The organism is Streptomyces sp. NBC_00310 (assembly GCF_036208085.1).
Taxonomy (GTDB): Bacteria; Actinomycetota; Actinomycetes; order Streptomycetales; family Streptomycetaceae; genus Streptomyces.
The window spans coordinates 6,752,364-6,776,287 of the sequence record NZ_CP130714.1; the positions used below are offsets into that span (position 1 = coordinate 6,752,364).

Genomic DNA, 23,924 nt, shown 5'->3' on the forward strand with positions numbered 1-23,924 from the left:
GGGCCACGCGCCGTTTGAAGTCGGACGTTCCGGCTCCCCGCGCCCCCGTCCGTACGACCAGCACGTGAAGTGCGGTCGGACGGGCGGGAGAGGCAGCCGGCCGCAGCGCTAGCCGCTGCGATGCCAGGAAGAGAGCGGACCGGGAATGCCGTACGGGCGTCGCTGGCCGGTCCATCGCGGCGGCGCCCACAGAGGTCGTCGGTACACCGGGGTTCCTCTCAGTCGAGATCAACAGGGATGAAGCACTGCAAGGGGGCTCAAGTCCCCACTCTCCGGCCGTTGCTCGCGGTCACCGGGCCACCTCGCCAGTACGGGCCGAAGCCCTGTTCCACCTGGCCTTTAGCGGGATTGCAGCGTCCCCGCCCCATGCTTTTGTGCACCGCGAATCGGAAGCGACTCCGCTATCTGGTGCGCACCAGAAGGTTGGCATCTGGTGCGCACCAGAGTCAAGATGACTTGCTGATTCGGGCGGCTGTTGTCCGCCGTGGTGCATCTCCAGGAGACAGTTCGGGACAGGGGGATCGGTAGCCAACAGGACTTAACTCCAGTCCTGTTAACCCCTGTTGACCTGCGGTGATGTGAGGCATGCTGAAGGAGTCAGTGCAGGGGGATCGATCGCCGGGCGGTGGCTTGTGAGTTCAGGACTGCGGAGCGCGCGAAGGGCGCGTGGCTGGTCGCAGGAGCGACTGGTTCGCGAGATCGAGCAGTACGCCCGACGGCATGTCACCGATGTCGCGTCGACCGCGAGTTTGCGGGTGTACGTCTCTGAGTGGGAGAACGGCAAGCGCTCCATATCGGACCGATACGCGGTGATCCTGCGACAGCTCATGGGAGTGACGGACCCGGAGTTGAGGGGTGCCCCGCCTGTGGCCGCTACGCCGACCGCCGACGGGTATGACGAACTCCTCAGCAGGATCGATTCGGCGAGCAGCGTCGACGAATCCATGGTCCAGGCGTTCAACGGCCAGACCGAGCTGCTTCGGACGATGGACCGACGGTTAGGCGCGGCCAGCCTTGTAGATCAGGTGACGGGACATCTCGCCGCACTCGAAGACGCACTGAGCTTCGCCGTACTGCCTCATACGCGCCGCCCCGTGGCCCTCGCGCTCGCAGGGGCGTCAACCATGGCCGCATGGCAGGCAATCGACGCGGGAGCGGTAGAACGGGCGTGGCGCCACTACGAGTTGGCGAAACGAGCCGCACGTGACGCTGAGGCGCCGATGTACCTCGCGCACGCCATGGCAGAGCAGGCGTACGTGCTGTGCGAGGCCGGTCGGCCGGCGCTCGGCGTCGACCTGGTCCGCGACGCTCAACGAACCCTTGGACAAGCCGGGTCGCCCCGTCTCCGGGCATGGCTGTACGCCGCTGAAGCCGAGATGTGCGCTCATGCTGGGATGCCGAACGACTGCCGACATGCCCTAGACAGGGCCGTTGCGAGCATTCCAGCAGGCCCCGAAGACCGCGACCCGGACATGCTGAGCATCTTCCTCAACAGCGCTCATCTGGCCCGGTGGCGGGGCAACGTCCTCGCCTTGCTGGGCGACGACGAAGCGGTAATCAGCCTGTACGACGCCTTGGGCATGGCAGACCCGACGTTCGTACGCGCGAACGCAGGGCTTCATGCTGATCTAGCCCAAGCGCATTTGGCGCGGGCTGAGTACGACGACGCGAATACCCACATCAGGCAGGCACGCTTGTTGGCGAGTCGTACCGGCTCCGTACGTCAGCGGCGACGCGTCGACTTGCTCAGCGCCCGTTTCTGAAATCCTGAGTCCGTCATACCTGGAAACGGCAAGTTCTCAATTATTCTGACACCGAGGATCTGTGCATCCAGGAATATTGTGCGCCGGGCACTTCGGCTCTTCATTCGGGCCGCCGCTCGGGGCCGAAAAATTCGGCCTCTTCGATGTTCGCTGCTGAGAGTGATCTATGTGCCGCTCTCCGGGATGATTCTCCCGGGCCTGCTCTCTCATGCCCCTCTGACGTTCACTCATGACTAGACCTGATTCTTCGCTTTGTGACTTTCTCGGAGGTTCATGCAAATCCATACAATCTCCGCTATCGCGGCGACGCCTACTATCCCTGTGGCAATCCACCTCAGGACAACTTCGGCGCTGGACGGCCCAGTGTCGCCATAACTACTAGGTGGCGCCACAGTCAGCGCTACAGCCGATGCCAAACAGACGATACCTAGGTCGTACATCAGCCGCGCTCGCGTATGCCACACCCTCCAACGGCCGAAGTGATCTCTCTGTATTTGCTGTAGGTGCGCCTTCCGCCACGGCGTCGCGTCAAAATCAGGGAACCAGTCACGCACGTCCTGAGCGGAATATATGTATGCGCGTGCCCAGAAGCCAAATTGGATGCAGGTTGTCAGTAGGGTTGCGGCAAGCGCAAATAGAAGGAGTGATAGACCAGGCCACCTGATGGATTGAGGAGCCTGCGCTATAACACCGATCAACCCAATTGAGAATCCTGCCAGCAGCGGGGCCGCCCCTCCGGTCATCGAGTCGCGTGATGCGCCGAGCCCAAGCGGCGACGGATACTCCCAATACTTTGGGTCCGAATCGCGTTGATTCTTAGGCGCTGATGTCGCCGATGCTGTAGGAGCTTTCATGTTGCTACCTCCCAGCACTCCCTCTATTTCTAGAGTGCGCACATTCCGGCTTGCGCGCAAACGCGCGGTGTGCACGCGACTGGTGGCCAGGTTGCGTAGGGTCTTAGCGCCCGCTCCCGGCGGCATACGACCAAGAGCGGCCCGGCACGGTAGGCGCTCAACTCCGGACTGCGATCCCCTGCTTGCCCCGGCTCGCCAGAATGTGGAGCAAGGCGACCAAGGTGCCAGAGCCCATCAGCTCACCACGTGCCATCAGCCCAGGAATGTCGGCAAGGGGCACCCACTCAATGTGTCCAGCCTCTTCAAGGTCTGTCGGCGAACCCACTTGTTCAGCCCCGTGGCCCACGAAGATCTCGTGAGGCGAGTCGACCATGCCGATCATGGGTTGGTACGTGACGACGTGTTCCAGTGACTTCGGTCGCCAACCGGTCTCTTCCACGAACTCCCTCAGCGCTGTGTCTGCGGGGTCCTCCCCTTCGTCCACGATGCCGCCGGGGAGTTCCCATCCCCATTGCTGCGGGACGAAGCGGTACCGCCACATCATCAGTACGCGTTCCTGATCGTCCAGCACGGCGGTAATGGCCACGTGGTGCAGCCTCACCACGTGGTGCTCGAAGCGCTCCACACCGGGCGGTTCAACGTCCCAGAGTTGGAGCTTGACCCACTGGTTGTCGTACAGATCCCGCTCGCCGTGGATGCGCCACGGCTCCAGTCCCTCAGGTGCCTTGACACTTACTGCGCCAGGAACCCGGTACGAACTCCGCCCTCGAACCTCCAGCGCGCCCTCCGACACGAGCCGGGCGAGCACCTGCCGCAAGGCCGTACGGCCGATGCTCAGTTCCTCGGAGAGTGTCCGCTCTGAGGGCATCTTGTCGCCGGGGGCATACTCGCCCGATGCGAGCCGTGCACGAATCGTCTCGTAGACCTTCGCCGTCTTCGGTCCCATCCGCCGGGCACTCTCCATTCTGAGGTGGTGCATACCAGCGTAGTGGGCCACAGTCACACTGCCTCCGGTCTCATCGAGGTGAGATTTTCCATGATCAGGACGAGACGTGGACGGCGATCGATCGCCATGCCCCAACGAGGCCTGAAATGCCTGGTCAGAAGGGGTTCGGGCCCGTGATCGCAGGAGGTCTGTAAATCCGTCGGCTTAGCCTACCCAGGTTCGAATCCTGGCGCCGCCACGTGGAGGGAAGCCCCTTCCGGACTGTGAGAGCAGTTCGGAAGGGGCTTCTTCGTGTGCGTGGACGGCTTCGACGGTGTGACGGGCAAGGGGAGTCGGAACGGTCGCGAGGCACACTGACTGCATGTCATCGCGTCGCAGACACTGCCCCGAATGCCGTCGTGAGATCGCCGTCGTGGCGGGGCGGTTCGCGCGGCACGATCCGCCGGGGGCGAGCGGGGAGCTGGTCTCGTGTCCCGGGTCGCGCAGGCAGGCCCGGATCGGGGAGGCCCAGCCCGCGCTCGACGGTTTCGTCGTTCCCGAGTTCCCCGGTCAGCTGCCGCTGTTCTGAAGCGCCGCTCCCCGGCTCGGAACGGTCAGTTGCCCGCCACCGACTTCACCGCCACCGACACCGGCGTCGAGCCGCTGACGAGCTCCAGGGTCAGACCGGCGGTGGCGGGGGTGTCGAGGAGTTCGACGAGCGTCGCGGCCACGTCGTCGCGAGGGATCGGACCGCGGCCGGTCGACGCCTCCAGACGTACGAGGCCGGTGCCGGCGTCGTCGGTCAGCATGCCGGGGCGCAGGATCGTCCAGTCCAGGGCGTCCAGGCCGCGCACATACGCGTCGGCCTCGCCCTTCGCCCGCTGGTAGGCGTCGAAGATCTCGTCGCCCCGGTGCTCGGGGTCGGCGCCCATGGACGAGACGACGACGTGGCGGCGTACGCCCGCGCGCACCGCGGCGTCCGCGAACAGGACCGCTGCCGCGCGGTCGACCGTGTCCTTGCGGGCCGCCCCACTGCCCGGCCCGGCACCCGCCGCGAACACGGCGGCGTCCGCGCCCAGCAGATGCGCGGCGACCTCCTCGGCCGACGCGGACTCCAGATCGCACAGCACCGGTTCGGCACCGGCCGCGCGCAGATCGTCTGTCTGTTCGGCGCGGCGGATGATCCCCGCGACCTCGTCACCGCGCGCGGCGAGCAACCGCTCCAGCCGCAGCGCGATCTGACCATGACCTCCAGCGATGACAATGCGCATGCTTCCGACCGTACGCCCGAGCGGACGCGTTTGCCGCGCAACCATCCCGCGGTCTCAGGTGTCTCAACAGTGTTCGCCGTGTCGGCGAGCGCCGGAATCACGGGGGGACCCCATCACCACCATGCGTAAAGCCATGCGCAAGACTGTTGTACGTACGTCCATGGAGCGCGCGTCCGCCGCCGGAACGCCCGTGGTCCGCCGCGCCGTCACCGGGGTCGGCTGCGCCGCGGCCGTGCTCGTCACGGTGGCCGCGTGCGGCACGGTCCAGAACCTCACGGCGGGTCAGAAGGTCGACAGCGCCGTCGAACGGCTGGGCGAGCAGAAGTCACTGGCCTTCGGGATGCGGCTCGACGCCGACCCGGACGACCTCGTCGCGCTCATGGGCGAGGACAGCGAGGAAGTGCCGCCGGACATGGCGGAGTTCTTCACCGGGCTGCGCGTCGACGTGTCGGTCAGGTCGAAGAAGCCGCTGGCCGACTCCGGTGAGAAGGACATCGCCGGCGTCGCCATGAAGGTCTCGGGTGACGAGGGCGTGTTCGCCGAGTACCGGATGGTCGGCGACTACCTGTACTACCGCGCCGACATGCAGGCCATGGGCGACGCGATGGGCATGCCCTTCCCGACGGCCGACGAACTCGACGAACTCCCCGAGAGCGAGCAGCACTTGCGGCCGGTCCTCGAGGGCGACTGGGTCAAGATCAACAAGACCGAGCTGCAGGAGGTCGCCGAGGACGCGGGGGGCTCCGGCTCGGGCGGCTCCGACGAGATCGACGCCAGGACCCAGAAGAAGATCCTCGACGCCGTCCGCGGTGTCGTCGCCCGTGAGGTCGACTTCAAGACCAAGAACGGCGAGAACGGCACCGAGGTCATCACCGCCAAGGCCAACTTCCGCGACCTGCTCACCGGCATCGTCGACAAGCTCCAGCCCATCGAGGGCGACCTGCCGCCGGGGGCCGAACTCCCCACGGGCAAGGACCTGAAGGACGCCCCGAACAAGAAGGTCGCGGTCGACTTCACCCTCAAGAACGGCGACCTGACCCGTATCGAGACCGACCTCGCTGTCCTCGCCGACGACCCGAAGGGCGCCAAGGCCCCCCTCGTGCTCACCTTCGGCAAGGCCGGCGACATCAGCGCCCCCAAGGGCGCCTCCGAGATCCCGGTCGACGACTTCGGCGGCCCGCTCGGCGGCGGGGTGTTCGGCGTCTGACCGGCGGTCCCAGCGGGACGCCCGGTATCCGAGCAGCAGCCGCCGAGCGCGACGGCTGCCGCTGCTCACTTCGGGCACGCGCGTGTGGAGACACGAGAACCCCCACGCGCGCGTGCCCGCACACTCATCTGCGGCTCGCCCACGCCCGCATGCCCACACGCGCCCCGCGCCCCTCACGTACGCCCTGCGAGCCACCCACCACCCCATCCCTCCTCACTCTCCTCACGACGGCTCCCCCCGCCCCTGCCGAGGCAGGTCCACCGCCGCGCTCGTCGCCGAGCCGCAGTACTCCCGTACCGCGCTGGTGCGCGCCACCACGCGCCCCCGGTGCACGACGATCCGGCTGTACGCGAGGGACAGCACGCCCGCGAGCCGGGCGCCGCGTACGGCGAGCAGTTCGGCGGGGAAGCCGGCCTCGACGCGCACCTCGGGCAGCCCGAGGGCGGCGCGTGCCGCCCCGCTGACGGTGTCGTACGCCTCCTCGGGCCGCAGCCCGTACCGCGAGGCCAGCAGGTAGGCCGCCTCCAGGGGGTCGCCGCGGCCGACGGGGTTGGACACGTCCCGCAACGCTCCGCTGCCCGCCGCGACGCGTACGCCGGCCGCGCGCAGGAGCCGTACGGGCGCGGTGCCCCGGCGGTCCACGGTGCCGCAGCCGCCCTGGGGGAGACAGGCGACGGTCACGCCGGCCGCGGCGAGCTGGTCGGCGGCGCGGGACGCGGCCTGGGAGGCGAGGCGGGCCAGGCCGCCGCAGGGGCCCAGGGTGACGCCGGGCCGCAGGCCGCCCGCCATGGCCGTGAGCCGGGCGAGGCGGGCCGGGTCGTCGCCGTCGGTGTGCAGATCGACGGGGCAGCCGTATTCGGAGGCGATCTCCAGGACCGCCTCCACATAGCCGGTGGGGTCGGGGTCCAGATCCGGGCAGCCGCCGACCACCGAGGCGCCCATCTTGACCGCGTCCCGCAGGATCGCGAGCCCGTCCGCCCCGGCCACCCCGGTCAGCACCCGGGGCATCGCCACCGTCGTCAGCTCGACGAGCCCGCGCAGCGCCCGCTGCGCCTGGAGCACCGCCGTCAGCGCCCCCAGACCCTGCACGTCCCCCACGTGCACGTGCGAGCGCACCGCCGTGGCGCCGTGCCCGAGCTGCAGCAACGCGGCCTCGGTGGCCCGCCGCTGGACGTCCCGACCGTCGTACGGGACCGGCCCCTCGAAGTCGGCCGACAGGGCCGTGTCGCCGTGCGCGTGCGGCTCGGCGGGGGCCGGCAGGAGCAGATGGCCGCCGAGATCCACCCGGGTGGCGGACGCCCCTGACGCCCCGAGCGCCCCGGGCGCGGCGGTCCCGGCGCCCAGGCTGCCCGCCGTGCCGACCGCCTCGATACGTCCGCCGCCCAGCCGTACGTCCACCACCCGGCCGTCGGTCAGCCGCGCACCGCACAGCAGCAGGGCGCCTGCCTCGTCCGGGCCCGAGGGCGGGCCGGAGGAGGAGTGGGACGGCTGCGGCTGGCTGTCGGGCATCGCACTCCCGGGGCTCGGCGACGGCTGTGCGGTGGCGCACATGGTGGGGACACAGCGGGGGACACAAGATCACGCAGAGTGAGTCGAGCCTAGGCGGGCCACCCGCCCTCGTCTCGGAGGAGCGCAATAGTCGTACCGGTGTGGTTCACCTGCCGGGGGATCGTCGGGAGGGCCGGGCACGGTGGTGCCCCTGAGACCCACGGGACCTCGGGAAACGGGACGGACGAAGCCCTCCGGGGCGCTCTCAGGGCGCGGTCCGGACGCCCTCCGAATGATCCCTGGTCGACCCTTGGACGACCCGTGGACGGCCCACGGAGGGAGGCGGGGAAACGGATTTGGGCGATCGGTGGTGGGGCGTGTAATGTCTTCATCGCTCGCCCCAATAGCTCAGTCGGCAGAGCGTCTCCATGGTAAGGAGAAGGTCTACGGTTCGATTCCGTATTGGGGCTCTGGTGTGAATGGTTCCCGTCGCAAGGCGGGATCCGATCGCATCACAGCGGTGTAGCTCAGTCGGTAGAGCAAGCGGCTCATAATCGCTGTGTCACCGGTTCAAGTCCGGTCACCGCTACTGACAGTAGCCGATTGCGGGGTCGGTCCTTCGATCGGCTACTCTTCTGTGCGTTGAACCCTGTCCCATCCGTTCGTCAAGGAGCACTCACGTGGCTGCCACCGACGTCCGCCCAAAGATCACGCTGGCCTGCGTGGAGTGCAAGGAGCGGAACTACATCACCAAGAAGAACCGGCGTAACAACCCGGACCGACTGGAGATGAAGAAGCACTGCCCGCGTTGCAAGGCGCACACCGCGCACCGCGAAACGCGATAGAAAATCAGGCTCGTACACGAGGCCGTCCCCGAGAGATCGGGGGCGGCCTCGCGTCGTTGAGTGACCCGTACCGGCCAGTACCGCCGTATCCGCCGAGCAACCAGGAGGTGCCGAGCCCATGGCGCTCGACCAGTCCTTCGTGGGGCGTTCCTACCCGCCCACCGACCCCTACGAGGTCGGCCGGGAGAAGATCCGCGAGTTCGCGGAGGCCGTGGGGGACACCAACCCCGCGTACACCGACCCGGAGGCCGCCAAGGCGCTCGGGTACGCCGATGTGATCGCGCCGCCGACCTTCGTGTTCTCGATCACCTTCAAGGCGGCGGGGCAGGTCGTCCAGGACCCCCAGCTGGGCCTCGACTACAGCCGGGTGGTGCACGGCGACCAGAAGTTCGCCTACCGGCGCCCGGTGCGCGCCGGTGACCGCCTCACGGTCACCTCCACCATCGAGGCGATCAAGTCCCTGGCGGGCAACGACATCCTGGACATCCGCGGCGAGGTCCACGACGAGGCCGGCGAGCACGTCGTGACCGCCTGGACCAAGCTCGTGGCCCGCGCGGCCGAGGAGGCGTGAGGACCCGATGACCGCGAAGATCTCCTACGACGACGTCGAGGTCGGCACCGAACTGCCCGCCCGCACCTTCGGCGTGACCCGCGCCGCCCTCGTCCAGTACGCGGGCGCCTCCGGCGACTTCAACCCGATCCACTGGAACGAGCGGTTCGCCAAGGAGGTGGGCCTCCCGGACGTCATCGCCCACGGCATGTTCACCATGGCCGAGGCGATCCGTGTCGTCACCGACTGGACGGGCGACCCGGGCGCGGTCGTCGAGTACGGCGTCCGCTTCACCAAGCCCGTCGTCGTCCCCGACGACGACCAGGGCGCCACCATCGAGGTCAGTGCCAAGGTCGGCGCCAAGCTCGACGACAACACCGTCCGCGTGGACCTCACAGCGATGAGCGCCGGCCAGAAGGTACTGGGCATGTCCCGCGCGGTCGTACGACTGGCCTGACGGCCCACGCGGCGCAGCCGCGCCTGGCACGGTCCCCCGCCCCCTCCCGGGCGCGGGGGTATCAGCTGGCTTGTTAAGGAGTGCGTACGAGGTCGAATTAGCTCGATCGTGTGATGGTCGGTTTCCGGGCTTGCGGTGTCCTGGGCCGTTTGGGTTAGCGTGATCGTGCGATCTGGGACGTGAGGTATGGCGTCAGCGTGCGGGGCCCCGCTCCACCGGAGTGATGGTTCAGGGCCTCCCCGTCGCCTCTGGCCGTACCTGAGGGCCAGGTCGCGTAGGGAACCGGCCTCCGGGGCCCGGACCACGCGCAGGATGCGTGTCGCCGCCCCCCCGGGTCGAGTACGCCGGGGACCAGCTCGCCCAAGACCGTTCGGGGCGCGCGGCCGAACGGACTCACCCCCGCTCAGTCCACAGGAACGGTCTCGTACTCTTGAGCCCGTGCAGGAACTCCACGACGCTCCCCTCGCCCCGCTGACCACCTTCCGGCTGGGCGGGCCCGCGCACCGGCTGATCACCGCGACCACCGACGACGAGGTGATCGCCGCCGTCCGCGAGGCCGACGACACCGGTACGCCGCTGCTGCTCATCGGCGGCGGCTCCAACCTGGTCATCGGTGACAAGGGGTTCGCCGGGACCGCGCTGGTCATCGCCACGAAGGGCTACGCGCTCGACGGGACGCGGCTGGAGCTGGCCGCCGGCGAGGTGTGGACCGACGCGGTCGCCCGGACCGTCGAGGCCGGGCTCGCCGGGATCGAGTGCCTGGCCGGCATCCCCGGCTCCGCGGGCGCCACGCCGATCCAGAACGTCGGGGCGTACGGCCAGGAGGTCGCCTCCACCGTCACCGAGGTCGTCGCCTACGACCGCCGCACCCGCGAGACGGTCACCGTCCCGAACGCCGAGTGCGCCTTCTCGTACCGCCACAGCCGCTTCAAGGGCGAGCCCGAGCGGTATGTCGTGCTCCGGGTCCGGTTCGAACTGGAGGACGCGGACGGCCTGTCGGGGCCGGTCAAGTACGCCGAGACGGCCCGCACGCTCGGCGTCGAGCCCGGCGACCGGGTCCCCCTCGCCGACGCCCGGGAGACCGTGCTGAAGCTGCGGGCCGGGAAGGGCATGGTGCTCGACCCCGAGGACCACGACACCTGGTCGGCCGGGTCGTTCTTCACCAACCCGATCCTCACGGACGCGCAGTTCGCCGCGTTCCACGCGCGCGTGCGGGAGCGGCTCGGGGACGGCGTCACCCCGCCCGCGTACGCCGCGGGCGACGGCCACACCAAGACCTCCGCCGCCTGGCTGATCGACAAGGCGGGCTTCACCAAGGGGTACGGCACCGGCCCCGCCCGGATCTCCACCAAGCACACCCTGGCCCTCACCAACCGGGGCGCGGCCACCACCGAGGACCTGCTCGCCCTGGCCCGCGAGGTCGTCACCGGAGTTCGCGAGGCCTTCGGCATCACCCTGGTCAACGAGCCGGTGACCGTCGGCGTCAGCCTCTGACCGGCCAGAACCTCTGACCGGCCAGAACCTCTAGCCGGCCAGCCAGTCGTCCACCCCGGACAGCAGCTTCGTCCGCTCCAGCTCCGGCGCCGCCGACGCCCGGATCGACTGACGGGCCAGCTCCGCCAACTCCGCGTCCGTGAAGCCGTGATGGTGGCGGGCGAGCTCGTACTGGGCCGCGAGGCGTGAGCCGAACAGCAGCGGGTCGTCCGCGCCGAGCGCCATCGGCACCCCGGCCTCGAACAGAGTCCGCAGGGGGACGTCCTCGGGCTTCTCGTAGACGCCGAGCGCCACGTTCGAGGCCGGGCACACCTCGCAGGTGATCTGCTGCTCGGCGAGCCGCTTCAGCAGGCGCGGATTCTCCGCCGCGCGGACCCCGTGCCCCAACCGGTCCGCGTGCAGGTCGTCCAGGCAGTCACGCACCGACGACGGGCCCGTCAGCTCGCCGCCGTGCGGCGCCGACAGCAGACCTCCCTCGCGGGCGATCGCGAAGGCCCGGTCGAAGTCCCTCGCCATGCCCCGGCGTTCGTCGTTGGAGAGCCCGAAGCCGACCACACCCCGGTTCGCGTACCGCACCGCCAGCCGGGCCAGGGTGCGCGCGTCCAGCGGGTGCTTCATCCGGTTCGCGGCCACCAGCACCCGCATCCCGAGCCCGGTCTCCCGCGCCGTCGTGTCGACCGCGTCGAGGATGACCTCCAGCGCCGGGATCAGCCCGCCCAGCCGGGGCGCGTACGACGTCGGGTCCACCTGGATCTCCAGCCAGCCCGAGCCGTCCCGCACATCCTCCTCCGCGGCCTCCCGCACCAGCCGCTGGATGTCCTCGGGCTCCCTGACGCACGAGCGCGCCGCGTCGTACAGCCGCTGGAACCGGAACCACCCTCGCTCGTCCGTCGCCCGCAGCTTCGGCGGCTCCCCGCTGGTCAGCGCCTCCGACAACGCGTCGGGCAGCCGCACCCCGTACTTGTCGGCCAGCTCCAGCACGGTCGTGGGCCGCATCGATCCCGTGAAGTGCAGATGCAGATGGGCCTTGGGCAGTTCAGAGAGATCACGTACACGCTCCATTGAAGGATCCTGCCGCACCTCCGAGCCGTACCGAAAGCGGAATCCCCGAACGTGGTCTTGCTCGCACACATGAAGGAGGCGCTGCACCTCCGAGAATTCGGAGGTGCAGCGCCCCGGTCGGCAGCTCAGGACGTCAGTCCGTCGCCTCCGCCAGCAGCTTCTGGATACGCGAGACACCCTCGACGAGATCCTCGTCACCCAGGGCGTACGACAGCCGCAGATAGCCGGGGGTGCCGAAGGCCTCGCCGGGTACGACGGCGACCTCGGCCTCCTCCAGGATCAGCGCGGCCAGCTCGACCGTGTCCTGCGGGCGCTTGCCCCGGATCTCCTTGCCGATCAGGTCCTTCACCGAGGGGTAGGCGTAGAACGCGCCCTCGGGCTCCGGGCAGAGGACGCCGTCGATCTCGTTGAGCATCCGCACGATCGTCTTGCGGCGGCGGTCGAAGGCCTCCTTCATCCTCTCGACGGCCGACAGGTCGCCGGAGACGGCGGCCAGCGCGGCCACCTGCGCCACGTTGGAGACGTTCGACGTGGCGTGCGACTGGAGGTTGGTCGCGGCCTTGACGACGTCCTTGGGGCCGATGACCCAGCCCACGCGCCAGCCGGTCATCGCGTACGTCTTCGCGACACCGTTGACCACGATCGTCTTGTCGGCCAGCTCCGGCACGACCACCGGCAGCGAGTGGAACTCCGCGTCGCCGTAGACCAGGTGCTCGTAGATCTCGTCGGTCAGGACCCACAGGCCCTTCTCGGCGGCCCAGCGGCCGATTTCCTCGATCTGCGCGCGCGTGTAGACCGCGCCGGTCGGGTTGGAGGGGGAGACGAAGAGCAGCACCTTGGTGTTCTCCGTGCGGGCCGCCTCCAGCTGCTCGACGGAGACGCGGTAGCCCGTGGTCTCGTCGGCGACGACGTCGACCGGGACACCGCCGGCGAGACGGATCGACTCCGGGTACGTCGTCCAGTACGGGGCCGGGACGATGACCTCGTCGCCCGGATCGAGGATCGCGGCGAACGCCTCGTAGATGGCCTGCTTGCCGCCGTTGGTGACGAGGACCTGCGACGGGTCGACCTCGTAGCCGGAGTCGCGCAGGGTCTTCGCGGCGATCGCGGCCTTCAGCTCCGGCAGACCTCCGGCCGGCGTGTAGCGGTGGTACTTCGGGTTCTTGCAGGCCTCGACGGCCGCCTCGACGATGTAGTCCGGGGTCGGGAAGTCGGGCTCACCGGCGCCGAAGCCGATCACCGGACGCCCAGCGGCCTTGAGGGCCTTGGCCTTGGCGTCCACGGCGAGGGTGGCGGACTCGGAGATCGCGCCGATACGCGCGGATACCCGGCGCTCGGTGGGAGGGGTTGCAGCGCTCATGGGGCCCATCGTTCCAGACCGGAAACGCGCCCGGCACGCGGGTTTCACACAGTGAGCAGCCCGGGAACAACCGTCCGTATCCGGACCGGCGAACGGTCGATCTTCGGCGGGCAACGCCCCTACGGACGCTTTCTGTTCGACGACAGGCCTCGGACCACGTATGCTCTCTCCTCGTTGGCCTTCACCGGCCGCGCCCGGCAGGTGCACACCGAGCACTCGGTCGGATGCGGTACGTTGGGGGAGAAACACAAAGGGTCGTAGCTCAATTGGTAGAGCACTGGTCTCCAAAACCAGCGGTTGGGGGTTCAAGTCCCTCCGGCCCTGCTACACACTCCTCACGCCAGGATGTGTGCGCATGTACGTACAGCAATGTTCCGCCGTGCGGCTCAGACCGGGCGCGGCACGGCCACGACCCGGACCGGAATCAGGTGAGGATGAATGACGGACGCCGTGGGCTCCATCGACACGCCTGATGCCCAGGACGAGGTGCCCGAGGACAAGAAGAAGACCCGCAAGGGCGGCAAGCGTGCCAAGAAGGGCCCGCTGAAGCGCCTCGGGATCTTCTATCGCCAGATCGTCGCGGAGCTGCGGAAGGTCGTCTGGCCGACCCGCTCCCAGCTGACGACGTACACCTCGGTGGTCATCGTCTTCGTCGTGATCATGATCGGTCTCGTTACCGTGATTGACTTCGGCCTCGACAAGGCCGCCAAGTACGTCTTCGGCTGAGCCGAAAGCGAAGGGCGCCGTAACCTGGCGCCCCTTTCGCGTGTTCCACCCCCATGTATCCAGGAAGAAGCAGCCACGTGTCTGACCCGAACCTGAACGACGCCATCGAGCCGGACGAGTCCGTGGATGATGAGCTCGACATCGTCGAGGGAGCGGACGAGGTCGACGAGTTCGAGGCTGCCGAAGCCGAGGCGGGGGAGCCGGCCGAGGAAGAGGCCGTGCACGTCGAGGATGACGCCGAGGCCGAGGACGCCGACGCCGAGAGCGACACCGAGGACGAGGACGCAGCCGAAGAGGCCGTCGAGGAGGAGACCGAGCCGGTCGACCCCGTCGAGGCCCTCCGTCAGGAACTGCGGGCCCTGCCCGGCGAGTGGTACGTCATCCACACGTACGCCGGTTACGAGAACCGCGTGAAGACCAACCTCGAGCAGCGCGCCGTCTCGCTGAACGTCGAGGACTTCATCTTCCAGGCCGAGGTGCCGCAGGAAGAGGTCGCGCAGATCAAGAACGGCGAGCGCAAGACCATCCGTCAGAACAAGCTCCCCGGCTACGTCCTGGTGCGCATGGACCTGACGAACGAGTCCTGGGGCGTCGTCCGCAACACCCCCGGCGTCACCGGCTTCGTGGGCAACGCCTACGACCCGTACCCGCTGACCCTGGACGAGATCGTCAAGATGCTCGCGCCGGAGGCCGAGGAGAAGGCGGCCCGCGAGGCCGCCGAGGCCGAGGGCAAGCCGGCCCCCGCCCGCAAGGTCGAGGTCCAGGTGCTGGACTTCGAGGTCGGCGACTCGGTCACCGTCACGGACGGCCCGTTCGCCACGCTGCAGGCGACCATCAACGAGATCAACGCGGACTCGAAGAAGGTCAAGGGTCTCGTCGAGATCTTCGGCCGCGAGACGCCGGTCGAGCTGTCGTTCGACCAGATCCAGAAGAACTAGCGCGCACCGGCCACTTCTGGAATCGCTGCTTCCGACCAGGTCAGACGGGCTGTCAAAAGCTTGTCTGACCTGCTCGGTTTTTGGCCGCGCATCTATACCCGTTATCGTTGTGCGGTATGCCTTCATCCGGGACGCGACCCGGGTGAGGGTGCACTCGAATCGAAAGGACCCGGAGAGCAATGCCTCCCAAGAAGAAGAAGGTCACGGGGCTCATCAAGCTCCAGATCAACGCCGGTGCGGCGAACCCCGCCCCGCCGGTCGGCCCCGCGCTCGGTCAGCACGGCGTCAACATCATGGAGTTCTGCAAGGCCTACAACGCCGCGACCGAGTCGCAGCGTGGCTGGGTGATCCCGGTGGAGATCACGGTCTACGAGGACCGCTCCTTCACCTTCATCACCAAGACGCCGCCGGCCGCGAAGATGATCCTGAAGGCCGCGGGTGTCGAGAAGGGCTCCGGCGAGCCGCACAAGACCAAGGTCGCCAAGATCACCGAGGCGCAGGTCCGCGAGATCGCCACGACCAAGCTTCCCGACCTGAACGCCAACGACCTGGACGCCGCGTCGAAGATCATCGCCGGCACCGCCCGTTCCATGGGCATCACGGTCGAGGGCTGATCACCGCAGTTGTAGAACCATGCGGCCGCCGTACGAGCGGTCGCACGTGGCAGGGCCTGCTCGGCCCGTACCACGACTCCTTTCAGAACACTCAGGAGCAGTTGTGAGCAAGCGCAGCAAGGCTCTCCGCGCTGCGGACGCCAAGGTCGACCGGGACAAGCTCTACGCCCCGCTCGAGGCCGTCCGTCTCGCCAAGGAGACCTCCACGTCCAAGTTCGACGGCACCGTCGAGGTCGCCTTCCGTCTGGGTGTCGACCCGCGCAAGGCCGACCAGATGGTCCGTGGCACCGTGAACCTCCCGCACGGCACCGGTAAGACCGCCCGGGTCCTGGTCTTCGCGACCGGTGACCGTGCCGAGGCCGCGACCGCCGCCGGCGCCGACATCGTCGGCTCCGACGAACTGATCGACGAGGTGGCGAAGGGCCGTCTGGACTTCGACGCCGTCGTCGCCACCCCGGACCTCATGGGCAAGGTCGGCCGCCTCGGCCGCGTGCTCGGTCCCCGTGGTCTCATGCCGAACCCCAAGACCGGCACCGTGACCCCGGACGTCGTGAAGGCCGTCAACGACATCAAGGGCGGCAAGATCGAGTTCCGCGTCGACAAGCACTCGAACCTGCACTTCATCATCGGCAAGACGTCGTTCGACGACACCAAGCTGGTGGAGAACTACGCCGCGGCGCTGGAGGAGATCCTCCGTCTGAAGCCGTCGGCCGCCAAGGGTCGCTACATCAAGAAGGCCGCGATCAGCACCACGATCGGCCCTGGCATTCCGATCGACTCGAACCGCACCCGCAACCTCCTCGTCGAGGAGGACCCGGCCGCCGTCTGAGCCTGACGCTCACCGGCCGCCGCGTCGCGGACGCACAGCCCGAGGACGAGCCCCGCAACCTTTCGAGGTGCGGGGCTCGTCCCTTTTCGGCGTACGGACCTTTTCGGCGTACGGGTGGGCATCCGCGCGCGGGTGTGCTGCCCTGGTGTGCGGAGCACGGCAATCTCCCTGGGGGTGGGGACGGATGACCAGCACGACCGGGTGTCGCCGTACGGTCCTGTCGTTCGCGGTGGTCGCCGCCCTGACGGGGGTGGCCGCCTGCGGGTCCTCGGACCCGGGCGAGGGCGGGGGCGACCTGATCGCGGCGCTGAAGCTCGCGGACAGGTCCACCGGCGACGCCGACTCGTCCAGGATCGAGTCCACCGGGGACATGGGTGACCTGATGTCCATCGAGGCCGACGGCGAGATCGACTGGGCCGACGGTCTCAACGGCACCATGACCATCACCTACACCGGCGGCCAGGCGGCCGACCAGATGAGCCGGCTGGGCGTCACCTCGATGCAGGCCCGCTATCTCCCCGACGCCTACTACGCGGACATGGGCGACCTCTTCGCCCGGCAGTACGGCGGCAAGCGGTGGATCAGGTACGCGTACGAGGACATGGACGAGATGATCGGCGGGGCCTCCGGCGCCTATGTGCAGGAGTACTTCAAGAGCGTCACGCCGAACCAGTCCGTACGCCTCCTGCTGGCCTCCGGCGACGTCGAGAAGGTCGGCGAGGAGGACGTACGGGGGGAGCGGACCACGCACTACGCGGGCACGGTGAAGGTCGCCGACGTCCAGGAGCGGAACGCCCGCCTCGGCGAGGAGGCGCGGGCCGAGCTGGAGGAACAGCTCAAGGCGTCCGGCATCACCACCGTGGACATCGACCTCTGGATCGACGACGACGACCTGTTGGTCAAGAAGGTCGAGAAGGGTGACACCGCGAACGGGGTGGTGAACTCCACGGTCCACTACAGCGACTACGGCGTCGACGTCTCCACCGAGGAGCCGCCGGCCGACCGGACCGTCGACTTCAAGGACCTGATGAACTCCCTGCCGACGAGCTGAAAACGGGCGACGGCCGCGACCGGGCGGCGCTAGTGTCCTTGCCGTTCCCACAGGGGTGGGGCGTGAGGTTCCAGGGGGACACATGAGGTTTGCCGCACACGGCTCCGTACGTCGTCGCAGAGCCGTCGGCATCGCCGTCGTGGCCGGGCTGCTCGGCGGTGCCACCGCCTGCGGCACGGAGTCGGGGGCAGGGGCGGTGTCGTTGACGCCCGCCGAGGCCGTGGTCCGGGCCGCGGAGTGGACGACGGAGGTGGAGTCGCTGAGCTACCGGGTGAGCGGGACCCTGCCGCAGCACGGGAAGGTGCGGGCCGAGGCGTCCATGACCGTGCGGCCGTCCGCCCTGGACATGGAGCTGACCGGGTTGGGCGAGAGCGAGGGCAAGCCCCTGACGGTGCGGTTCGCCGAGGGGGTGCTGTACGCCGGGGGCGACACCGCGGCCATCGGTGTCGCGGGGGACAAGGAATGGCTCAGTGCGGAGCCGGCCGTGTGGGGCCGTGGCGCGGCCGACAACAACACCTACCGTGTCCTGCCCCGCCCGCTGGAGGCGAGCCCGCTCCCGCAGTCCACGCTCCTGGCAGGCGCGAAGGACGTGCGGAAGGTCGGTGCCGGGACGGTCGACGGCACCGGGACCACGCACTACCGGGGAACGGTCACGACGAAGGGCCTGCGAGCCGCCCAGACGGCCGCCGAGGACAAGGCGACCCGGGAGCTGCTGACCACCAGCCTCGACCAGTTCGCGGTGCTGGGCGTGAAGGGCACCCTCACCGTGGACCTGTGGGTCGACGGCGACGGCCGCGCCAAGCGGTACCGCGTACAGGGCGAGACCTATGCCCTGAAGGAGGGCCGCATGGTCGACGGAGGCCCGCTCGACCTGACCGTCACCCTCCTGGAGGTCGACCGGCCGGTGACCGTCGAGACCCCGGCGGCCGAGGACACCATGGACGTCGCGGAGCTGGTGGACGGGGCCGAAGAGGGCTGAGTGGCGGCCCCCGGGACCGGATTTGCCCGACGGGGATGCGGTCCCGTACTCTTCCGGAGAAGCCAAAGACCGCTGGTCGTTGCCGTGTGCTCGTGAGAGGGCGCGGTGGCCGAAGGATCCGCTGAACTGCGGACGACCCGCGCAGGTGACTGTGGAAGTTGCTCCTGGTCCGGTTCCGTCGTCGTACGGGATTCGTCCGGTCGAGCTACGCCCCGAGCGCCTGCGCCGGGGCGTTTCGTTTGTCCCAGCCCCTTCTGAGCGGTCCTCATCACCCGGAAGGAGGCCGACGCTCTATGGCAAGGCCCGACAAGGCTGCCGCGGTGGCCGAGCTCACGGAGCAGTTCCGTAGCTCGAACGCTGCCGTGCTGACCGAGTACCGGGGTCTCACCGTGGCGCAGCTCAAGACGCTGCGTCGTTCGCTCGGTGAGAACGCCCAGTACGCCGTGGTGAAGAACACGCTGACCAAGATTGCGGCCAACGAGGCCGGGATCACGACGCTCGACGACCTGTTCAACGGTCCGACGGCGGTCGCCTTCGTCACCGGTGACCCGGTGGAGTCGGCGAAGGGTCTTCGTGACTTCGCCAAGGACAACCCGAACCTCGTCATCAAGGGCGGTGTCCTTGACGGCAAGGCGCTGTCCGCCGACGAGATCAAGAAGCTTGCGGACCTCGAGTCCCGCGAGGTTCTGCTCTCCAAGCTGGCGGGTGCCTTCAAGGGCAAGCAGTCCCAGACTGCGCAGCTCTTCCAGGCGCTTCCCTCGAAGCTCGTCCGCACCGTGGACGCCCTTCGCGCCAAGCAGGACGAGCAGGGCGGTGCCGAGTAACTCGGCTCGCGAAATGATCGCCGCCTGAGGCTGCCGCCTCCGGAAGCGGTCGTAGCGGGCCGAACGTACGCCCGCCAGACATGTACCTACCGGCACCAGCCGAATTAGTGGAAGGATCGCCCACCATGGCGAAGCTCAGCCAGGAAGACCTGCTCGCGCAGTTCGAGGAGATGACCCTCATCGAGCTCTCCGAGTTCGTGAAGGCGTTCGAGGAGAAGTTCGACGTCACCGCCGCCGCGGCCGTCGCCGTCGCCGGCCCGGCCGCCGCTGGCGCCCCGGCCGAGGCCGAGGCCGAGCAGGACGAGTTCGACGTCATCCTCACGGGTGCCGGCGACAAGAAGATCCAGGTCATCAAGGTCGTGCGTGAGCTGACCTCCCTGGGTCTGAAGGAGGCCAAGGACCTCGTGGACGGCGCCCCGAAGCCCGTCGTCGAGAAGGTCGCCAAGGAGGCCGCCGAGAAGGCTGCCGAATCCCTCAAGGCCGCCGGCGCCTCCGTCGAGGTCAAGTAAGGCCTCGCTGGTCCGCCAGCTCCCCTGGATCCGTGAGGATCCGTGCGAGACAGTTCCGGGACGAGTGTCAAAATCTCGTTCGAGGCTGTAACGCGAACGTACCGAAGGGCGATCACCCAACTGGGTGGTCGCCTTTCGGCGTTCGGGGACGTCGAGCGACGGCTGCCTTGCACTGTCGGTGGCGACGAGTATGGTGATCTTCGTCGTGCCTCCGAACACCCCGGGTGACGAACCGCGAGTGACGATCGCGGCACAGGGATCGGGCATGAGGGGCCTTGACGAACTGCACGCAGCGCGCAATTCTCAGGACGCGTCGTCACACCGATCCGAACTCCGAGGCATGGATCGACGGCGAAGAGGGCAGTATCAACGTGCATTGAGGGCGTGGGCTTGCGTAGGTGTCGAGAACAACGAGGGTCTCGAGAAACCCGAACTGGACATCAGTGTGCCAAGTGGCTACACTGACCCTTTGCGCTGCCTGTTAGCTGTCCCCTGCCCGTCACCAGGGGCATGCCCTCGCTTGAGCATCGACGAACAGACCATTCCCGACCTGGCCTTTTGATCAGTTCAGGAACAGCCTGCTCTCTTTGCGCATAAGAGGGGCCGGTACGCGCGTAGTGAGTCCGAGCCCTCGGAAGGACCCCCTCTTGGCCGCCTCGCGCAACGCCTCGACCTCGAATACGAACCCCGCCGCCAGCACTGCCCCGCTGCGCATCTCTTTTGCAAAGATCAAGGAGCCTCTCGAGGTTCCCAACCTGCTCGCGCTGCAGACCGAGAGCTTCGACTGGCTGCTCGGCAACACCGCCTGGCAGAGTCGGGTCGAGGAGGCTCTGGAGAACGGACAGGACGTCCCCACCAAGTCCGGTCTGGAGGAGATCTTCGAGGAGATCTCCCCGATCGAGGACTTCTCCGGGTCGATGTCGCTGACCTTCCGCGACCACCGCTTCGAGCCGCCGAAGAACAGCATCGACGAGTGCAAGGACCGCGACTTCACGTACGCGGCCCCGCTCTTCGTCACGGCCGAGTTCACCAACAACGAGACCGGTGAGATCAAGTCTCAGACGGTCTTCATGGGCGACTTCCCGCTCATGACCCACAAGGGCACGTTCGTCATCAACGGCACCGAGCGTGTCGTGGTGTCGCAGCTGGTCCGTTCGCCCGGTGTCTACTTCGACTCCTCCATCGACAAGACGTCCGACAAGGACATCTTCTCCGCCAAGATCATCCCGTCCCGGGGTGCCTGGCTGGAGATGGAGATCGACAAGCGCGACATGGTCGGTGTGCGTATCGACCGCAAGCGCAAGCAGTCCGTGACCGTCCTCCTCAAGGCCCTCGGCTGGACCACCGAGCAGATCCTGGAGGAGTTCGGCGAGTACGAGTCCATGCGCGCCACCCTGGAGAAGGACCACACCCAGGGGCAGGACGACGCGCTGCTCGACATCTACCGCAAGCTGCGTCCGGGCGAGCCCCCCACGCGTGAGGCCGCGCAGACGCTCCTCGAGAACCTGTACTTCAACCCCAAGCGCTACGACCTCGCAAAGGTCGGCCGCTACAAGGTCAACAAGAAGCTGGGTGCGGAGGCTCCGCTCGACGCGGGCGTCCTGACCGTCGAGGACGTCATCTCGACGATCAAGTACCTGGTGAAGCTGCACGCGGGCGAGACCGAGACGGCCGCCGACAACGGCCAGACGATCGTCGTCGAGACCGACGACATCGACCACTTCGGCAACCGTCGTCTGCGCAGCGTCGGCGAGCTCATCCAGAACCAGGTCCGTACGGGTCTGGCGCGTATGGAGCGAGTCGTCCGCGAGCGCATGACGACCCAGGACGTCGAGGCGATCACGCCCCAGACCCTGATCAACATCCGGCCGGTCGTCGCCTCCATCAAGGAGTTCTTCGGCACCAGCCAGCTGTCGCAGTTCATGGACCAGAACAACCCGCTGTCGGGTCTCACCCACAAGCGCCGTCTGTCGGCCCTTGGTCCGGGTGGTCTCTCCCGTGAGCGGGCCGGCTTCGAGGTCCGTGACGTGCACCCGTCCCACTACGGCCGTATGTGCCCGATCGAGACGCCCGAAGGCCCGAACATCGGTCTGATCGGTTCGCTCGCCTCCTACGGCCGCGTCAACGCGTTCGGTTTCGTGGAGACGCCGTACCGCCGGGTCACCGACGGTGTCGTCACCGACGAGGTCGACTACCTGACGGCCGACGAAGAGGACCGGTTCGTCATCGCGCAGGCCAACGCCACGCTCGACGACGACCTGCGCTTCACCGAGAACCGCGTCCTGGTCCGCCGTCGTGGCGGCGAGGTCGACTACGTCCCCGGTGACGACGTGGACTACATGGACGTCTCGCCGCGCCAGATGGTGTCGGTCGCGACGGCCATGATCCCGTTCCTCGAGCACGACGACGCCAACCGTGCCCTCATGGGCGCGAACATGATGCGTCAGGCCGTTCCGCTCATCAAGAGCGAGGCCCCGCTCGTCGGCACCGGCATGGAGTACCGCTCCGCCGTCGACGCCGGCGACGTGGTCAAGGCCGAGAAGGCGGGTGTGGTCCAGGAGGTCTCCGCGGACTACATCACCACCGCCAACGACGACGGCACGTACATCACGTACCGCCTGGCCAAGTTCGCCCGTTCCAACCAGGGCACCTCGGTCAACCAGAAGGTCATCGTCAACGAGGGCGACCGGATCATCGAGGGCCAGGTCCTGGCCGACGGTCCGGCCACCGAGAACGGCGAGATGGCGCTGGGCAAGAACCTGCTCGTGGCGTTCATGCCGTGGGAGGGTCACAACTACGAGGACGCGATCATCCTGTCGCAGCGCCTCGTGCAGGACGACGTCCTCTCCTCGATCCACATCGAGGAGCACGAGGTCGACGCCCGTGACACCAAGCTCGGCCCCGAGGAGATCACCCGGGACATCCCGAACGTCTCCGAGGAGGTCCTCGCCGACCTCGACGAGCGCGGCATCATCCGCATCGGTGCCGAGGTCGTCGCCGGTGACATCCTCGTCGGCAAGGTCACGCCCAAGGGTGAGACCGAGCTGACCCCCGAGGAGCGTCTGCTGCGCGCGATCTTCGGTGAGAAGGCCCGTGAGGTCCGTGACACCTCGCTGAAGGTGCCGCACGGCGAGATCGGCAAGGTCATCGGCGTCCGCGTCTTCGACCGTGAAGAGGGCGACGAGCTGCCGCCGGGCGTGAACCAGCTGGTTCGTGTCTACGTGGCGCAGAAGCGCAAGATCACGGACGGTGACAAGCTCGCCGGCCGGCACGGCAACAAGGGTGTCATCTCGAAGATCCTGCCGATCGAGGACATGCCGTTCCTGGAGGACGGCACCCCGGTCGACATCATCCTCAACCCGCTCGGTGTGCCGTCCCGAATGAACCCGGGACAGGTTCTGGAGATCCACCTCGGCTGGCTCGCCAGCCGCGGCTGGGACGTCTCCGGTCTCGGCGACGACTGGGCGAAGCGTCTGCAGGTCATCGGCGCCGACTCCGTCGCCCCCGGCACCAACGTCGCGACCCCGGTCTTCGACGGTGCCCGTGAGGACGAGCTCGCCGGTCTGCTCCAGCACACCATCCCGAACCGCGACGGCGAGCGCATGGTGCAGCCGACCGGCAAGGCGAGGATGTTCGACGGCCGCTCCGGTGAGCCGTTCCCGGACCCGATCTCGATCGGGTACATGTACATCCTCAAGCTCCACCACCTGGTCGACGACAAGCTGCACGCCCGGTCGACCGGCCCGTACTCGATGATCACCCAGCAGCCGCTGGGTGGTAAGGCCCAGTTCGGTGGCCAGCGCTTCGGTGAGATGGAGGTGTGGGCGCTGGAGGCTTATGGCGCCGCGTACGCCCTCCAGGAGCTGCTGACCATCAAGTCCGACGACGTCACCGGCCGCGTGAAGGTCTACGAGGCCATCGTCAAGGGCGAGAACATTCCCGAGCCCGGCATCCCCGAGTCCTTCAAGGTGCTCATCAAGGAGATGCAGTCCCTGTGCCTCAACGTGGAGGTGCTGTCCTCGGACGGCATGTCCATCGAGATGCGCGACACCGACGAGGACGTCTTCCGCGCTGCGGAGGAGCTTGGCATCGACCTGTCCCGGCGTGAGCCGAGCAGCGTCGAAGAGGTCTGACGGGAGTTCGGAGGCCTTCGCCATGAAGGCCTCCGGCCCCAGGAC

The 23,924-nt window shown here is 68.0% G+C and carries 21 protein-coding genes and 3 tRNA genes; 19 read left to right on the top strand and 5 right to left on the bottom strand.

Translation table 11 applies throughout. The features are described 5' to 3' along the window. Nucleotides 1–755 precede the first annotated feature (755 nt). Nucleotides 756–1,763, top strand: a complete 1,008-nt coding sequence (locus OG202_RS29630; RefSeq protein WP_328223884.1) for an XRE family transcriptional regulator — start codon at nt 756–758, stop codon at nt 1,761–1,763. Between the two features lie 1,011 nt (nt 1,764–2,774). Here the strand turns inward: OG202_RS29630 and OG202_RS29635 are convergent. Then, a complete protein-coding gene (locus OG202_RS29635; protein WP_328223885.1) occupies nt 2,775–3,563 on the bottom strand; it encodes an NUDIX domain-containing protein in 789 nt (262 codons plus the stop codon). 361 nt (nt 3,564–3,924) lie between these two features. On the opposite strand from OG202_RS29635, the gene OG202_RS29640 reads away from it, so the two are divergent. Beyond that, nucleotides 3,925–4,131 carry a hypothetical protein gene (locus tag OG202_RS29640; RefSeq protein ID WP_326578885.1) on the top strand — a complete coding sequence of 69 codons (207 nt, stop codon included), beginning with the start codon at nt 3,925–3,927 and terminating at the stop codon, nt 4,129–4,131. A gap of 25 nt (nt 4,132–4,156) precedes the next feature. On the opposite strand, the gene OG202_RS29645 is transcribed toward OG202_RS29640, so the two are convergent. Further along, complete coding sequence (locus tag OG202_RS29645; RefSeq protein WP_326578883.1) at nt 4,157–4,813, bottom strand: NAD(P)H-binding protein; 657 nt, start codon at nt 4,811–4,813, stop codon at nt 4,157–4,159. Between the two features lie 133 nt (nt 4,814–4,946). On the opposite strand from OG202_RS29645, the gene OG202_RS29650 reads away from it, so the two are divergent. Then, a complete protein-coding gene (locus OG202_RS29650) occupies nt 4,947–6,020 on the top strand; it encodes a hypothetical protein (RefSeq protein ID WP_327728193.1) in 1,074 nt (357 codons plus the stop codon). A gap of 222 nt (nt 6,021–6,242) precedes the next feature. Here OG202_RS29650 and OG202_RS29655 read toward each other — a convergent pair whose 3' ends face one another. Beyond that, on the bottom strand, nt 6,243–7,529 hold the full coding sequence (locus OG202_RS29655; protein ID WP_327728192.1) for an amidohydrolase family protein: 1,287 nt from the start codon (nt 7,527–7,529) through the stop codon (nt 6,243–6,245). A gap of 376 nt (nt 7,530–7,905) precedes the next feature. Here OG202_RS29655 and OG202_RS29660 point away from each other — a divergent pair. From OG202_RS29660 to OG202_RS29685, 6 genes are all read left to right on the top strand, one after another. Then, nucleotides 7,906–7,978: transfer RNA gene (locus OG202_RS29660), tRNA-Thr, on the top strand. 46 nt (nt 7,979–8,024) lie between these two features. Next, a tRNA-Met gene (locus OG202_RS29665) sits at nt 8,025–8,097 on the top strand. A gap of 91 nt (nt 8,098–8,188) precedes the next feature. Further along, nucleotides 8,189–8,353 (top strand): 50S ribosomal protein L33, encoded by a 165-nt coding sequence (rpmG, locus tag OG202_RS29670; protein ID WP_006347275.1) that lies wholly within the window; start codon nt 8,189–8,191, stop codon nt 8,351–8,353. Nucleotides 8,354–8,471: 118 nt separating this feature from the next. Next, a complete protein-coding gene (locus tag OG202_RS29675) occupies nt 8,472–8,924 on the top strand; it encodes a MaoC family dehydratase N-terminal domain-containing protein (RefSeq protein WP_327728191.1) in 453 nt (150 codons plus the stop codon). Between the two features lie 7 nt (nt 8,925–8,931). Then, nucleotides 8,932–9,360, top strand: a complete 429-nt coding sequence (locus tag OG202_RS29680; RefSeq protein ID WP_328223886.1) for a MaoC family dehydratase — start codon at nt 8,932–8,934, stop codon at nt 9,358–9,360. 438 nt (nt 9,361–9,798) lie between these two features. Continuing rightward, a complete protein-coding gene (locus tag OG202_RS29685) occupies nt 9,799–10,854 on the top strand; it encodes a UDP-N-acetylmuramate dehydrogenase (protein WP_327728189.1) in 1,056 nt (351 codons plus the stop codon). 30 nt (nt 10,855–10,884) lie between these two features. Here the strand turns inward: OG202_RS29685 and OG202_RS29690 are convergent, their stop codons facing one another. Both OG202_RS29690 and OG202_RS29695 read right to left on the bottom strand, forming a co-directional pair. After that, nucleotides 10,885–11,916: an adenosine deaminase gene (locus OG202_RS29690; protein ID WP_327728188.1), complete on the bottom strand. Its 1,032-nt coding sequence runs from the start codon at nt 11,914–11,916 to the stop codon at nt 10,885–10,887. 133 nt (nt 11,917–12,049) lie between these two features. Next, entirely contained in the window at nt 12,050–13,276 is a 1,227-nt protein-coding gene (locus OG202_RS29695; protein WP_326578864.1) for a pyridoxal phosphate-dependent aminotransferase, read from the bottom strand. Between the two features lie 251 nt (nt 13,277–13,527). On the opposite strand from OG202_RS29695, the gene OG202_RS29700 reads away from it, so the two are divergent. From OG202_RS29700 to rpoB, 10 genes are all read left to right on the top strand, one after another. After that, nucleotides 13,528–13,600, top strand: a tRNA-Trp gene (locus OG202_RS29700). 114 nt (nt 13,601–13,714) lie between these two features. Beyond that, complete coding sequence (gene secE / locus OG202_RS29705) at nt 13,715–14,002, top strand: preprotein translocase subunit SecE (protein ID WP_326578862.1); 288 nt, start codon at nt 13,715–13,717, stop codon at nt 14,000–14,002. Between the two features lie 77 nt (nt 14,003–14,079). Then, a complete protein-coding gene (gene nusG, locus OG202_RS29710) occupies nt 14,080–14,940 on the top strand; it encodes a transcription termination/antitermination protein NusG (protein ID WP_327728187.1) in 861 nt (286 codons plus the stop codon). Between the two features lie 179 nt (nt 14,941–15,119). Continuing rightward, the gene (rplK, locus tag OG202_RS29715; RefSeq protein WP_020132675.1) at nt 15,120–15,554 is read left to right on the top strand and encodes a 50S ribosomal protein L11; all 435 of its coding nucleotides are present in this window, start codon (nt 15,120–15,122) and stop codon (nt 15,552–15,554) included. Between the two features lie 103 nt (nt 15,555–15,657). Next, nucleotides 15,658–16,383 (top strand): 50S ribosomal protein L1, encoded by a 726-nt coding sequence (gene rplA / locus OG202_RS29720; protein WP_033528317.1) that lies wholly within the window; start codon nt 15,658–15,660, stop codon nt 16,381–16,383. Between the two features lie 184 nt (nt 16,384–16,567). Further along, nucleotides 16,568–17,434, top strand: coding sequence for a hypothetical protein (locus OG202_RS29725; RefSeq protein ID WP_327728186.1), 867 nt, complete (start codon nt 16,568–16,570; stop codon nt 17,432–17,434). Between the two features lie 82 nt (nt 17,435–17,516). Beyond that, entirely contained in the window at nt 17,517–18,413 is an 897-nt protein-coding gene (locus OG202_RS29730) for a hypothetical protein (RefSeq protein ID WP_327728185.1), read from the top strand. A 293-nt stretch (nt 18,414–18,706) separates the two neighbouring features. After that, nucleotides 18,707–19,237 (top strand): 50S ribosomal protein L10, encoded by a 531-nt coding sequence (rplJ, locus tag OG202_RS29735; RefSeq protein WP_326578849.1) that lies wholly within the window; start codon nt 18,707–18,709, stop codon nt 19,235–19,237. A 125-nt stretch (nt 19,238–19,362) separates the two neighbouring features. Further along, nucleotides 19,363–19,746: a 50S ribosomal protein L7/L12 gene (gene rplL, locus OG202_RS29740; protein ID WP_326578847.1), complete on the top strand. Its 384-nt coding sequence runs from the start codon at nt 19,363–19,365 to the stop codon at nt 19,744–19,746. Between the two features lie 647 nt (nt 19,747–20,393). Beyond that, complete coding sequence (gene rpoB / locus OG202_RS29745) at nt 20,394–23,879, top strand: DNA-directed RNA polymerase subunit beta (RefSeq protein WP_326578845.1); 3,486 nt, start codon at nt 20,394–20,396, stop codon at nt 23,877–23,879. Nucleotides 23,880–23,924: the final 45 nt, after the last annotated feature.